Genomic DNA, 13,186 nt, shown 5'->3' with positions numbered 1-13,186 from the left:
ACGTGGAAGGACGGTGCGGCCATCCGTTCGCGGCCGGATCCCCGGCCGACGGCCCCCTCGGAAGGAGACAGCCATGACCCCGAATCCCGGAACCCGGCCGACGCCGGCATCCTCCGCGTGCCGGTTGCTGCTCGTGCGGCACGCGAAGGCTGTGCCGAAGAGGCAGCCGGTCGAGGACTTCGACCGTCCGCTGAGCAGACGCGGAGAGGCCGACGCGCCCCGGACCGGCCGGTGGCTCGCGGAGTACGGTTCCACGTGCGACCTGGTGTTGTGCTCCCCGGCCCGCAGGGCACGGCAGACCTGGAAGCTCGCGGCCCCTGCGCTGAAGGAGCCTCCGCCCGTCGTGTACGACGAGCGGCTGTACAACGCGCCCCCGAGCATGCTGGTCACCGTGCTGGCGGAGCGAGCACCCGGCCTCTCCTGCGTGGCGCTGGTAGGCCACAACGCGGGCATCCACCAGCTGGCCGCCGCCTTGTGCGGGAGCGGATCCCGGGACCTGCTGGAGCGCGTCAGGGCGAGATTCCCGACTGCGGGTGTGGTCGTGGTGGACGTGCCGGGCGGCTGGAAGGGAGTGTCTCCGGGCAACGGGACTCTTGCGGCCTTCTGGTCGCCGGCCGACTGAGCGCTCCTGTACGTGGCGGACACGGGATCGGCTTCGGCCTGAAGGAGATTCGACCGGCCCTCTCACACACCCGGCGGGCGTAGTACGGGCCTGGGCGGGTAGCCGCGCCTCTGCATGGCCGATCGGACATCCCGCACGGCTCGACACACGGTCTTCCAGTAGACGATTCGCGGGCCGCGGGCACACGAGGAAGGCGGTCCGGACAATGACCGGTGACGGCTCGTACGAGCGCGACCGTACGTACATCAGGACCCGGATCACGGCTGACGGGCAGGACGGCTACCCCGTGGAACCCGGGCGCTACCGGCTGATCATCGCCCGCGCCTGCCCGTGGGCCAACCGGAGCGCGATCGTGCGGCGCCTGATGGGCCTGGAGGACGTGCTCTCGATGGGAATCGCCGGCCCCTTGCACGACGAGCGCAGTTGGACCTTCCACCTCGACCCCGAAGGCCGGGACCCCGTCCTCGGCATCGAAAGGCTCCAGGAGGCGTTCCTGCTGCGCGAACCGGGCTATCCGAGCGGTATCACCGTGCCCGCGATCGTCGACATCCCCACCGGCCGGGTGGTCACCAACGACTTCGAGCGGATCACGCTCGACCTGGGCAGCGAGTGGGCGGACCACCAACGCGAGGGTGCGCCGGACCTCTACCCGGAGAGGTGGCGCGACGAGATCGACGACGTGGCCGACAAGGTGTACCGCGATGTCAACGACGGCGTCTACCAGTGCGGGTTCGCCGACAGCCAGAAGGCGTACGACGAGGCCTTCCGAAGGCTGTGGGAACGACTGGACTGGCTGGAACGACGGCTCGGAAACCGGCGCTACCTCGTCGGTGACACCCTCACCGAGGCCGACGTCCGCCTCTTCCCGACCCTCGTACGCTTCGACGCCGTCTACCACGGCCACTTCAAGTGCAACCGGCAGAAGCTGACCGAGCTCCCGGCGCTGTGGGCCTACGCACGGGACCTCTTCCAGACGCCCGGTTTCGGTGACACGATCGACTTCGCGCAGATCAAGGCGCACTACTACGTCGTCCATCACGACATCAATCCGACCGGAATCGTCCCCCTCGGCCCGGACCCCCGCGGCTGGCTGTCGCCGCACGGGCGGGAGGAGCTCGGCGGACATCCGTTCGGCGACGGCACGCCGCCCGCTCCCCCGCCGCCATCGGAGCGCGTGCCATCGCCGGACTCGACGACTGTCGATGCCTGAAGTCGAAGCGACGGCGCAGAGCTGCCGACGAAGTCGGCTGGTCGACAGCGCGGCGCCCCTGCCGTTCCCTGAGCTGCCCGCCCCTCCGTGCTTGGCTGCGGTGCCCTGTTCCACCGGGCCATACGCGCCCTGAACGAGGGGGCACGGCGCGGCGGCTTCGACCCGCGCCAGTTCGCCGAGAAGGCCGCACTCGACCAGGTCGCCTGGGCAGCTCCTCTCCGCCGCATCGATGCCGGCCGCGTGGGCAGACGACGGAACGCGGCTCATCCTGACCGGTTCACGCTCTCGTGAACCTTCCGACCTTCCAACTGTCCGACCTTCCAACTGTCCGACGTCCTTCCCGAAGGGGGACCCCATGACTCGTACCGTCGCGCAGGTGATCGTCGACGGCCTCACTGACCTCGGCGTCGGCCACGTCCACGGCGTGGTCGGCGACGCCCTCAATCCCGTCACCGATGCCATCCGGACCACCGAGGGAATCGACTGGATCGGCTTCCGCCACGAGGAGGCCGCGGCCTTCGCCGCCGGCGCCCGGGCCCAGCTCTCCGGCGACCTCGCGGTCTGCATGGGCACTGTGGGCCCGGGCTCGGTGCATCTGCTCAACGGGCTGTACGACGCGGCCAAGAGCGGTGCTCCGGTTCTGGCGATCTGCGGCCAGGTGCCGCTGTCGGAGCTGGGCGGCGACTACTTCCAGGAGGTGGACAACGACCTCCTCTTCCGGGACGTGGCCGTGTACCGGGCCACCGTCACCTCCCCCAGCCAGATGCCGCGGCTCCTGGAGTCGGCGGTACGGGCGGCGGTGACCCGGCGGGGCGTGGCCGTGCTGACCGTGCCCGGGGACCTCGGCGACCAGAAGGTCGACGAGGACCGGCCCGCGCGGTTCGCGCTCCCCCGCCCCGCCGTGACCCGTCCCGACGACCCGGCGCTCGCCGAGGCGGCGGAGGCGATCGCCGCCGGCTCCCGGGTCACGCTCCTCGTGGGGCGCGGCGCGCAGGCCGCCCGCGCGGAGGTACTGCGCACCGCCGAACTCCTCGCGGCCCCCATGGTGCTGACCCTGAAGGGCAAGGAGGGCTTCGAGGATGACAATCCGTACGAGGTCGGCCAGACTGGCCTGATCGGAAACCCGGGCGCCGCCCACGCCATGGACACCTGCGACACGCTGATCATGCTGGGCACCGACTTCCCCTATCGGGACTGGTACCCGAAGGACTGCCGTGTCGTGCAGATCGACGTGCGCGAGGAGCACCTCGGCCGCCGCGTCCCGGTGGAGGTCGGTCTCACCGGCGACGTGGCCGCGACCCTGCGGGCTCTGCTGCCCCTGCTCACCCCGGTCCCGTCGCGGGACCACCTCGACGAGGCACGCGAACGGTTCGGACGCTGGCAGAAGGGCCAGGAGGACCTGGCCGACCCCGCCCACGACACGCGCCTGCTCGGACGCGTGCGGGCGATGTTCGACAACCGTGTGGAGCAGATCCGCCCCGAGGCCCTGGCGGCCGCGGTCGACCGGCACGCGGCGGACGACGCGATCTTCACCTCCGACACCGGCATGACCACGGTGTGGCTGTCGCGGCTCGTACGGATGCGTGGCACCCGCCGGCTGATCGGCTCCTACAACCTGGGGTCCATGGCCAACGCGATGCCCCAGGCCATCGGAGCCCAGCTCTGGGCTCCCGACCGCCAGGTGGTCGCCTTCTGCGGCGACGGCGGCCTCGGCATGCTGCTGGGCGACCTGATGACCATCCGCTCGGAGCAACTGCCGGTCAAGCTCGTCGTGTTCGACAACCGCAGTCTCGGCATGGTCAAGCTGGAGCAGGAGCAGGCCGGGCTGCCCGCATTCGGTACCGTGCTCGACAACCCCGACTTCGCCGCGGTCGCCGAGGCCCTCGGGCTGACCGGCATCCGCGTCACCGAGCCCGGCGAGCTGGACGAGGCCGTGCGCCGGGCGCTGGCCCTTCCCGGCCCGGTGCTCCTGGACGTCGTGACGAATCCCGACGAGGTGGCGGTGCCGGGCAAACCGACGGTGTCGCAGGGCTGGGGCTTCGCCATCGCCAAGATCAAGGAGAACCTGCCGTAGGTCGGGGAGTGAGCGTCCGGTGGGACATGTCACGCTGGGCCGCTGCCTGGAGCTGACCCTCAGCCCAGGCAGCGGCCCTGTTGTCGACCGGCTTCCCCGGCAGGCCCTGTTGTCGACCCGCTTCCCATGCGGCCGCGAGGGCGAGCGCCGCCCGTCACGTCGGCGCCCCGCCGCCGATCGCGGCGCCGAGGCAGCCTGCTCCGAACACGACGAGGGCTGCTCTAGGGTTCACCCTTGCTGCCGGGCGCGGACGGGTTCTCGGTCCGACCTGGTCTCCGTGGGCGCCGACGGTGTGGTGCGGGGCCAGGTCCAGGCGTACCGCAGGATGAGGGCGAGAACGATCACTTCCAGTGCGACGCCGAGGCCGTAGAAGTACGTCCAGGACTCGCCCACCGCGTTGAACGCCGCGAAGGGGACCTGTACCGAGGCCACGACGAGGTTCGTGACGCGGTTCGCCCGGGCGGGCAGCGTCATCGACAGCACGACCATGAGGATCGGGATCGCCATGAGCGCGAGGAAGATGGTCAACAGCGACTGGCTGATGTCGAACTCCCAGACGACGCCGCTCTCGATGTCTTCGATCACGCCGGGCTTGAAGAAGGCGAGAATGTCCACGTAGGCGTAGAGGAACATGAAGCTCGTCCACGCTGCGGCGAGCTTGGCTCGCACCGGGATGCGCGGGTCTTCCAGTCTGGCGGTGGGTCGACGTGTTCCCATCGTGGGCTCCGTTGTCGTGGTGGGGTCGATGGATCCACGATCGCTGCGCCCGGCGGGCGGGCACATCGGCGTCGAGGCCGGACCCGCCCCGGCCGTCGGAAGGAGCGGCGTCTCGTTCTTTCGGTCGGTCCCCGGCGCCTCGGCGGTCCCTAGACTGGCTGTGTGACCACCAACGCCCTGAGCTCGCTGTGGGCCGAGCCCCGCGCCACGGACGCTCCCGGACGGGTGTCGCGCGACTGGGTGCTGGTCGGGGTGTTGATCGTGGCGGCGCTGCTCGAGGGGGTCCTCCGGAACGATGTCGCCTGGCGGCCGTTCGCGACGATCGTGGCCGTCGGACTCGCGCCGGTGGTGCTGTGGCGACGCACCCATCCGCTGGCCTGCGTCGTGGTGGCCTTCGGCACCGTGATGGCGTTGGGACTGGCGAGCCTGCTGGGCGGGGCCCCGAGCGTGGGCCTCGACACGATGATCTACATCCTGGTGCTCGTCTACGCACTGGTCCGCTGGGGCTCGGGGCGCGAGATCGTGATCGGCCTGGCGGTGGTGGCGGTCGCTGCGGGAATCGGCACGGTCGCCGACTACACCGGGCCGGCCGACCTCGTCGGCGGGTTCGCCATCCTGGCGGCGGCGGCAGGCGGAGCGGCGTTCCGCTACCGCGCCGAGAGCTGGCGCCGGGCCTTGGACCAGAGCCGCAGCGAGGAGCGGGTGGCGCTGGCGCGCGAGCTGCACGACATGGTCGCCCACCACGTCTCGGCGATCGCCGTGCAGGCGCAGGCGGGCCGGGCGACCGCCGGGCAGCGACCTGAAGCGGCGCTCGAGGCGCTGGCCGTCATCGAAGGGGAGGCGTCGCGGACGCTCGCGGAGATGCGGGCGATGGTCCGGGTGCTGCGCGACGGGGCGCCGGCGGAATACGCCCCCCAGCCCGGCGTCGCCGACCTGGGGTCACTCGCCCGACGCGCCCCTGTCCCGGTCGTCGACGTGGAGTTGCCTGACGACCTGGCCGGACTCGGACTCCCGCCCCAGGTCGACGCGGCGGTCTACCGGCTGGCACAGGAGGCGCTGACCAACGCCCTGCGGCACGCCCGCAATGCCTCGCGTGTGGAGATCCAGGTCGTCGAAGGCGCGGGAAGGCTGCGACTACGCGTGACCGACGACGGACAGGTCGACCCGAAGCGGTCGGTGAACCACGGCTTCGGGCTGGTGGGGATGACCGAGCGCGTGCAGCTGCTCGGCGGCACGCTGCGTGCCGGGCCGGCGCCCGAGGGCGGGTGGACGGTCGACGCCGAACTCCCGACGGAGGTACGCCGATGACGGTGCGCGTGCTGGTGGCCGACGACCAGGATCTGGTACGCACCGGCCTGTCGATGATCCTTGACGCACGGCCTGACATCGAGGTCGTCGGCCAGGCCGCCGACGGCAACGCCGCCGTCGAGATGGCGCTTCGGCTCCGGCCCGACGTGTGCCTGGTCGACATCCAGATGCCCGGGCTCGACGGCATCGAGGTGACCAGGCACCTCGCAGGGCGGGGCGTCCCGGACCCCATCGCGGTCGTGGTGATCACGACATTCGACCTCGACGAGTACATCCAGGGCGCGCTCAGGGCCGGCGCCCGCGGCTTTCTGCTCAAGGACGCCGGGCCGGAGCTGCTCGTCCAGGCCGTTCACGCCGCCGCCGTCGGCGATGCCCTGATCGCACCGAACATCACCCGACGGCTGCTGGCCACCCTCGCCGCCAGGGAACCGTCGAGCCGAAAGACCCAACCGGTCGAGCCGCTCACCGCACGCGAGGAGGAGGTACTCACACTGGTCGCCCGTGGCCGCACGAACGCCGAGATCGCCGCCGAACTGTTCATCGGCTTGACGACCGCCAAGACCCACGTCGCCAGTCTGCTGACCAAGATCGGCGCCCGGAACAGGGTCGAGATCGCGATGTGGGCGTACGACACCGGCCGGGTGGGGGACTGAACCGAACCCGACATGCGTGCGCGACGACGGTTCCGGCCGGGTGGCTGCATGGCGGCGGACGCGCCACCGGTGCCAGGCGCGCCGCCTCCGTGTCCGTACCCGCTCGGGTGTGTGTCGGCCACCGCGCGGTGGTGTATCAGACGGGTATCAGCCCAGCTCAGAGGCGTGCCGACAGCCCTCAGGCGGCACCCGGCAGTGCGTGCGGGTGAGGCATGATGGAGGGCCTGCCCTGTCCCGTGTCCGAGAGATCTACATGTCTGATTCCGTGTCGGCGCCCGCGCCCGCTCCTGCGCCCGTGACCGTCCTGCTGGTCGAGGACGACGAGGTGATCCGGCGGTCCGTCGCGATGGCCCTTGAGCGTTACGGCTACCACGTGCTCGTCGCGGCCGACGGACTGACCGGGCTCGAACTCTTCCGGGAGGGACGGCACGACCTGGTGCTGCTCGACGTGATGCTGCCGGGCCTGGACGGCATCGGGCTGTGCCGGCGCATCCGGGAGACGGCCTCGGACCCGATCCTGATGATGTCGGCGCGCGGCGACGCCCTGGACGTGGTGTCCGGCCTGGAGGCCGGGGCCGACGACTACGTGGTGAAGCCCGTCGACACCGCCGTCCTGGTGGCGCGCATCCGTTCGCTGCTGCGCCGGGCCGCGTTCGTACCCCCGGCGCCCGAACCCGCCGACCCCGCGGTGCCGGCCGGTCCGCTGCTCTTCGGCGACCTCTCCCTCGACCCCGCGGCCCTGGAGGTTCGCAGGGGCGGCGAGCGGATCGCGCTCGCCCCGACCGAGCTGCGGCTGCTGCTCCAGTTCGCCGCGCACCCCGGGATCGTGCTGGACCGTCAGACCCTGCTGCGCGAAGTGTGGGACTACGGCTGGGACGGCGACACCCGGGTCGTCGACCTGTGCGTGCAGCGACTGCGCAAGAAGGTCGGCGCCGAGCGCGTCGAGACCGTCCGGGGCTTCGGCTACAAGTGGAAGCGGTGAGCCGGGGTTCCCGGGGAGCAGTCACGGGCCTGGTACCGCGCTCCCGCTCGCTGCGCTGGAAGATCGTCCTCCTGGTGGCGCTCGCCTGTGCCTCGATGGCGCTGACGGTCGGCGTGCTGGTGCACGACTCGGTGCTGCGGCGCTCCCTGCACGAGGGCGCGGGCAAGGCCCAGATGGCGCTGGCGACGGCCTTGGAGAACGCCGCGGCAGCAGGTGAGGAAGGGCCCCGGGTGTCCCCCGAGGAGCTGCCCGAGGCCCTGCTGAGGCAGGTCGAGCACGGCGGCGAGGCCACTCTCTACGAGGACGGGCCCCCGGCCCCCGTCTTCTGGGCGGCCCGTCAGGAGGGCGGGAAGCTGTACGCGGTCGAAGTCGACATGACCGCCGACCTGCTGACCCGGCAGGCCCTGGACCGTCACATGTGGAAGTACTCGCTGCTCACCCTGGGCATCGTCGTCCCCGCCACGGCCCTGGCGACGGAACTCCCCGCCCGGCGGCTGCGCCGGGTGGCCCGCACGGCCCGGCGCATCACGGCGGGCGACCTCGACGCCCGGACGGGAACGGTCCGCGGAGGCGACGAGGTCGCCGAGATCTCGGCCGTGGTCGACTCGATGGCCGACAGCCTCCAGCAGCGGATCGACACCGAACAGCGGTTCACCGCCGACGTCGCACACGAGCTGCGCACCCCGCTGATGGGCCTGGTCACCTCGGCGGAACTGCTGCCCGAGGGCGAGGTGACGGACATGGTCCAGAGCCGGGTGCGGGTGCTGCGCGACCTGGTGGAGGACCTCCTCGAGGTCTCCCGGCTCGACGCGGGCGCCGAGACGTCCCAGCGGAGGCCGGTCGACCTGGCCGCCCTCGTCCGGGACTCGGTGGCGCGGACGGGTCTCGCGGCGCGGGTGACCGAACGGGAGGCGGCAGTGGTCGAGTCGGATCCCCGGCGCCTGGACCGTATCGTCTCCAACCTCGTCGTCAACGCCCACCGGCACGGCGAGGGCCGGGTGGACGTCGCGGTCGCCGGCCGGACGGTGACCGTCCGGGACCACGGCCCCGGCTTCCCTGCGGACCTGCTGTCCCACGGCCCCCAGCGGTTCCGTACGGGCTCGGCCGAGCGGGGGCACGGGCACGGCCTGGGCCTGACGATCGCGTCCGGCCAGGCGAGGGTGATCGGGGCGACCCTGGACTTCGCCAACGCCCCGGACGGAGGGGCGGTCGCGACCCTGAGCCTGCCCCAGGACGGGTCGACGTCCGAAGTGTGACCTGCCCCAGCTGTACCGGGACGGCCTGCCCGCCGGCGCACGACCCTCGCCGTCCCAGGACGGTCGCCGTCCCAGTGCGGTCGCCCGTCGGTACGCCCTGCCCCCTCAGGCACTCCCTCCCCGTCGCCCCGCCGGGCCCCGCCCCGCCCGCCGATGCGTCGGACTCCCCGGCCCGCGCGCGTCCGCCCGCCGATGCGACTCGTCGGCCGGCCCGCGTCCGCCCGTCACCGCCCCGCTGATACACGACCGATGGGTTCCCGAGCCCGGGCCGCGCTCTCCCGACCGTGGGGCGGAGACCTCGTCCCCGGAGTCTTGCTGCCGTACCGATCCCGTACCGCAGCTCCTGGAGGCGGCCCGTGTCCCTTCCCCGTACCCCGCGTCACCGCCTCGTCAGCGGTGCCCTGTCCCTGGCCCTGCTGACGGCCCTGGGCATCGCCGTCGTCTCGCCCTCCGGCGGGCCTCCGGCGACGGGAGGCGAACGACTGCCGGTGTCCGACATCGGCCCGCTCCCTTGGCCGCAGGACGGCCAGAGCGCCGTAGACCTCGAAGGGACCGGTTCGCTGGGCGAGCGGGGCGGGCGGCGGCCCGTACCGATCGCGAGCCTGACGAAGGTGATGACCGCCTACGTCGTCCTCGAGGAGCACCCGCTGCGGCCCGACGAGGAAGGCCCCCTCATCGAGGTGGATCCGACGGCCGCGCACGAGGCGGGGGTCGGCGGCGAGTCGACCGTCCCGGTACTGTCCGGCGAACGCTACTCCCAGCGCCGACTCCTGGAACTGCTCCTCATCCCCTCCGGCAACAACGTCGCCCGCCTGCTGGCCCGCTGGGACTCCGGCAGCCAGGAGGCCTTCGTGGCGAAGATGCGGCGCGCCGCCGGACGGCTCGGCATGAAGGACACGGTCTACACGGGGGCGAGCGGCATCGAGCCGACGACCACGAGCACCGCGGCCGACCAGGTGCGGCTGACGCGGGCCGCGATGGAGGACCCGGTCTTCCGGGCGGTCGTCGCCACCCGCGAGACCACCGTCCCGGGCCTCGGGACGATCACCAACACCAATCCCCTGCTGGACACCCCGGGCGTCCTCGGTGTGAAGACCGGCTCCAGCACCCCGGCGGGCGGGAACCTCCTGTGGGCCTACGAGGTGCGCGTCGGCGGCAAGCCCCGGCTGCTGGTGGGCGCCGTCCTGCACCAGCGGGCGAACACGACGCCCGCCGAGGGGCTCCGGGCCGCCGTCGACGCCAGCCGCGGCCTGCTCACCGCCGTCCGCGGCCGGCTCGCCGCCGCCGGAACGGAAGGCGGGGAACGATGACGGCGACGACACGCGAGGACCTTGCCGCCGAGGCGCCGGACGGTACGGCGGCACAGACCAGTCCCTCCCCCGCGCCGGACGGCACGGCAGCGCAGGCCGTTCCCTCCCCCGCGACGGACGGCACGACGGTCGGCCCGGACCACGCTCCCGGAGCCTCGGCCGACGCGGCGGACGCCGGGGCGCGCCTCAGGTGGTGGCGGCGCCGCGGGGCGGCGGTCACGGGTTGCTCCGTCCTCCTCGCGGTGAGCGTCGCGGGCCACGGGCTGCTTCCCGGACTGCCCGGACGGCTGAGCAGTCTGGCCGAGACCCTGCTGCCCTGGAGCGCGCTGGCCGTGCCCGTGCTGGTGGCCGCAGCCCTGCTGCGGCGGGCGCGGGTGGCAGCGGCGGTGGCCCTGGTGGTGCCGGCGGTGGCCTGGCTGGCGACGTTCGGCGGAGCCCTGGCCGACAAGACGTCCCCCGGTGGCGACCTCACGCTGGTCAGTCACAACGTCAACCAGGACAACCCCGACCCCGGCGGTACCGTACGGAGCCTGCTCGCCGCCCGGGCGGACGTACTGGCCCTGGAGGAGCTGAGCCCGGCCACGGCGCCCGCGTACGAGCAGGCCCTGGCGGAGGCCTACCCGTACCACTTCTACGAGGGCACGGTGGGGCTGTGGAGCGTCCATCCGCTGAGCGACGCGCGAGCCGTGCCGATCATGCCGTGGACGCGGGCGATGCGGGCCACGGTGGACGCGCCGGGCGGGCCACTGGCCGTGTACGTCGCCCATCTGCCGTCCGTACGCGTGGGCGCGAGCGGATTCACCGCCGGGGCGCGCGACGAGGCGCTGGGTCTGCTGGTGTCGGAGGTACGGGCCGAGCCCGTCCGGCGCGTCGTCGTCCTGGGCGACCTCAACGGCTCCACCGACGACCGCGCACTGCGGCCCCTCACCGACCGCCTCGTCTCCGCACAGGCCGCGGCGGGCGCGGGCTTCGGCTTCACCTGGCCGGCGCGCCTGCCGGTGGTCCGGATCGACCAGATCCTTCTCGGGGGCGTCCGGGCCGCTTCGGCATGGACCCTCCCGGCGACGGCCAGCGACCACCTTCCGGTAGCGGCCCGGATACATCTCTCCCCGGACCCCGCTCCCCGATGACGGGTGGGTGGCGGTCGCCTGCGAACGGCCCCCCTTCCTCATGGAACTGGTGCCCCAGGGCCCACTCCTTGGAGTGATGAACGTCAGGCGGACCCATCCGGCCTTCGGAGCGGTCCGAAGCACGACTGGAAGACGTCGGCTCCTCCCGGTGAGTGTCCGGGACGGGAGGGTCCGGCGGATCCGCCGGATCGACCGCACCCCGCGCAAGGCGGAGTCATAGGTGCGGACGAGACGGGCGGGGAGGGCGGAGGACAGCGGAGGCTGTCCTCCGCCCTTCTTCCGTCTACGGCGCACGGCTCCCCGGAAGGCATGCGGAGACAGCAGCGCAGGCGGAGGCGCAGGCGGAGGCAGTGGTGATGGCGGTGGCGGTGGTGGAGGCAGTGGCGGATCAGGCGAGCGGGCGGTCCGTGGCCCTGATCGGTGAAGGGAGTTCGGTGGCTCCGCGCAGGAAGCGGTCCGCGGCCGCGGCCGCCGCCCTGCCTTCCGCGATGGCCCACACCACGAGGGACGGGCCGCGCCCGGCGTCACCTGCGACGAACACGCCGGCGGACGCCTCCTCCTGCCGCGCCGTCAGGGAGCCCGGCAAGGCCGAGAAGTTCGGAGTCCGTGCGAACGTTCCCTCCGATGTGGCCACGAGACCCAGCGGGCCGACCAGGCCCGGATCCTGCCCCGGGCCCCGGAAGCCGAGTGCGAGCAGCACCAGTTGGGCCGGGAGTTCTCGAGTTGCGCCGGGGAGAGGGCGCCTGTCGTCCGGCGCGACCGCGTTCAGCACCATGGCCTGCACCGCTCCTGAAGGGTCACCGTCGAAGCGGAGCGTGAGGGAGGAGAAGGCCCTCGGGTCGGTGCCGTCACGGGCCAGTGCCTCTTCGTGGGCGTGGGACATCCGGTAGATCCTCGGGTGGACGAGTGGCCATGGCTCGTCGGCCGTACGATCCTGGCCGGGCTGGGGGTTGATGTCCACCTGCACGACGGACGCGGCGCCCTGGCGCAGCGCCGTGCCGAGGCAGTCGGAGCCGGTGTCCCCTCCTCCGACGATGACGACGTCCTTCCCCCGCGCGGAGAGCTCGGGGGGCACGGGGCGGGACCGTGTGGCGCGGTTGGCCGCGGTGAGGTACTCCATGGCGTGATGAATTCCGCTCAGTTCCCTTCCCTCGCAGGGGAGTTCCCTCGGCAGGGTCGCTCCGGTGGCGACCACCACGGCGTCGTACGCGGCTTTCACACGATGCGCGTCCAGGTCGCGGCCGACGTCGACACCTGGGCAGAAGGTCGTGCCCTCCTGCTCCATCTGATCGATCCTGGCGTCGAGGCGGTCCTTGGACATCTTGAAGTCCGGGATGCCGTAGCGCAGGAGACCGCCGACACGGTCGGCTCTCTCGTAGACGGTGACCGCGTGCCCGGCACGGGTGAGTTGTTGAGCGGTCGCGAGTCCCGCCGGACCGGATCCCACGACGGCGACCGATCGACCCGAGATCCCGGCCGGCCGCAGGGGGCGCACATGTCCGCGTGCCCACGCCTCGTCGGCGACCGCCTGCTCGATGTTCTTGATCGTCACCGAATCACCGGTCAGGGCGAGCACGCAGGAGTCTTCGCAGGGGGCGGGGCAGAGGCATCCGGTGAAGTCGGGGAAGTTGTTCGTGGCGTGGAGGCGCTCCGACGCCGTGGCCCAGTCGCCGTGGGCGGCGTAGACGTTCCATTCAGGGATGAGGTTGCCGAGCGGGCAAGCGCCGTGACAGAAGGGCACGCCGCAGTCCATGCAGCGCCGCGCCTGGTCGGACACCAGCGGCAGCAGCGGCTGGCCCTGGTGCACCTCGTCCCAGTCCCGAGCACGTTCGCCGGGGGGTCTGGAGGGTGTCGGTCGCCGCGGTATGCGGAGGAAGCCAAAGGGGTCGGTCATGGTGCCCTCGGCAGGGCTGTTCGGAAACCG

General features: G+C 72.4%; 11 protein-coding genes. 9 read left to right on the top strand and 2 right to left on the bottom strand.

Features of this window, described 5'->3' with window-relative positions; all coding sequences use genetic code 11:
* Positions 1-73 precede the first annotated feature (73 nt).
* The 3 genes from AMK27_RS11725 (at position 74) to AMK27_RS11715 (ending at position 3,906) form a co-directional block, all read left to right on the top strand.
* On the top strand, positions 74-622 hold the full coding sequence (locus AMK27_RS11725; RefSeq protein ID WP_073905289.1) for a SixA phosphatase family protein: 549 nt from the start codon (positions 74-76) through the stop codon (positions 620-622).
* A 205-nt stretch (positions 623-827) separates the two neighbouring features.
* Entirely contained in the window at positions 828-1,832 is a 1,005-nt protein-coding gene (locus tag AMK27_RS11720) for a glutathione S-transferase family protein (protein WP_073905287.1), read from the top strand.
* Between the two features lie 355 nt (positions 1,833-2,187).
* Positions 2,188-3,906: a thiamine pyrophosphate-dependent enzyme gene (locus tag AMK27_RS11715; protein WP_073905285.1), complete on the top strand. Its 1,719-nt coding sequence runs from the start codon at positions 2,188-2,190 to the stop codon at positions 3,904-3,906.
* A gap of 228 nt (positions 3,907-4,134) precedes the next feature.
* On the opposite strand, the gene AMK27_RS11710 is transcribed toward AMK27_RS11715, so the two are convergent.
* Positions 4,135-4,623, bottom strand: a complete 489-nt coding sequence (locus AMK27_RS11710; protein WP_073905283.1) for a DUF6326 family protein — start codon at positions 4,621-4,623, stop codon at positions 4,135-4,137.
* Positions 4,624-4,785: 162 nt separating this feature from the next.
* On the opposite strand from AMK27_RS11710, the gene AMK27_RS11705 reads away from it, so the two are divergent.
* From AMK27_RS11705 to AMK27_RS11680, 6 genes are all read left to right on the top strand, one after another.
* Entirely contained in the window at positions 4,786-5,931 is a 1,146-nt protein-coding gene (locus tag AMK27_RS11705) for a sensor histidine kinase (RefSeq protein ID WP_073905281.1), read from the top strand.
* On the top strand, positions 5,928-6,584 hold the full coding sequence (locus AMK27_RS11700; RefSeq protein WP_073905279.1) for a response regulator: 657 nt from the start codon (positions 5,928-5,930) through the stop codon (positions 6,582-6,584). Before AMK27_RS11705 ends, AMK27_RS11700 begins: the two co-directional genes overlap by 4 nt.
* 253 nt (positions 6,585-6,837) lie before the next feature.
* Positions 6,838-7,566, top strand: a complete 729-nt coding sequence (gene cseB, locus AMK27_RS11695; protein ID WP_073905277.1) for a two-component system response regulator CseB — start codon at positions 6,838-6,840, stop codon at positions 7,564-7,566.
* A complete protein-coding gene (locus AMK27_RS11690; protein ID WP_241847430.1) occupies positions 7,563-8,822 on the top strand; it encodes a sensor histidine kinase in 1,260 nt (419 codons plus the stop codon). Before cseB ends, AMK27_RS11690 begins: the two co-directional genes overlap by 4 nt.
* A 356-nt stretch (positions 8,823-9,178) precedes the next feature.
* The gene (locus AMK27_RS11685; protein WP_073905275.1) at positions 9,179-10,132 is read left to right on the top strand and encodes a D-alanyl-D-alanine carboxypeptidase family protein; all 954 of its coding nucleotides are present in this window, start codon (positions 9,179-9,181) and stop codon (positions 10,130-10,132) included.
* Positions 10,129-11,262: an endonuclease/exonuclease/phosphatase family protein gene (locus tag AMK27_RS11680; protein ID WP_198955838.1), complete on the top strand. Its 1,134-nt coding sequence runs from the start codon at positions 10,129-10,131 to the stop codon at positions 11,260-11,262. The genes AMK27_RS11685 and AMK27_RS11680 overlap by 4 nt, the downstream gene beginning before the upstream one ends.
* 388 nt (positions 11,263-11,650) lie before the next feature.
* On the opposite strand, the gene AMK27_RS11675 is transcribed toward AMK27_RS11680, so the two are convergent.
* Positions 11,651-13,156, bottom strand: coding sequence for a glutamate synthase subunit beta (locus tag AMK27_RS11675; RefSeq protein WP_073905273.1), 1,506 nt, complete (start codon positions 13,154-13,156; stop codon positions 11,651-11,653).
* Between the last annotated feature and the right edge of the window lie 30 nt (positions 13,157-13,186).

The organism is Streptomyces sp. CB02009 (assembly GCF_001905825.1).
Lineage (GTDB): Bacteria > Actinomycetota > Actinomycetes > Streptomycetales > Streptomycetaceae > Streptomyces.
Note: the sequence above shows the minus strand (reverse complement) of the source record. Positions and strands in the feature narration are given on the sequence as shown.

Bases quoted from the DNA above. Each gene is read 5' to 3' on its own strand.
- AMK27_RS11680 (WP_198955838.1), top strand. From the start codon at position 10,129: ATGACGGCGACGACACGCGAGGACCTTGCCGCCGAGGCGCCGGACGGT.
- AMK27_RS11720 (WP_073905287.1), top strand. From the start codon at position 828: ATGACCGGTGACGGCTCGTACGAGCGCGACCGTACGTACATCAGGACC.
- AMK27_RS11710 (WP_073905283.1), bottom strand. From the start codon at position 4,623: ATGGGAACACGTCGACCCACCGCCAGACTGGAAGACCCGCGCATCCCG.
- AMK27_RS11715 (WP_073905285.1), top strand. From the start codon at position 2,188: ATGACTCGTACCGTCGCGCAGGTGATCGTCGACGGCCTCACTGACCTC.
- AMK27_RS11725 (WP_073905289.1), top strand. From the start codon at position 74: ATGACCCCGAATCCCGGAACCCGGCCGACGCCGGCATCCTCCGCGTGC.
- AMK27_RS11675 (WP_073905273.1), bottom strand. From the start codon at position 13,156: ATGACCGACCCCTTTGGCTTCCTCCGCATACCGCGGCGACCGACACCC.
- AMK27_RS11700 (WP_073905279.1), top strand. From the start codon at position 5,928: ATGACGGTGCGCGTGCTGGTGGCCGACGACCAGGATCTGGTACGCACC.
- cseB (WP_073905277.1), top strand. From the start codon at position 6,838: ATGTCTGATTCCGTGTCGGCGCCCGCGCCCGCTCCTGCGCCCGTGACC.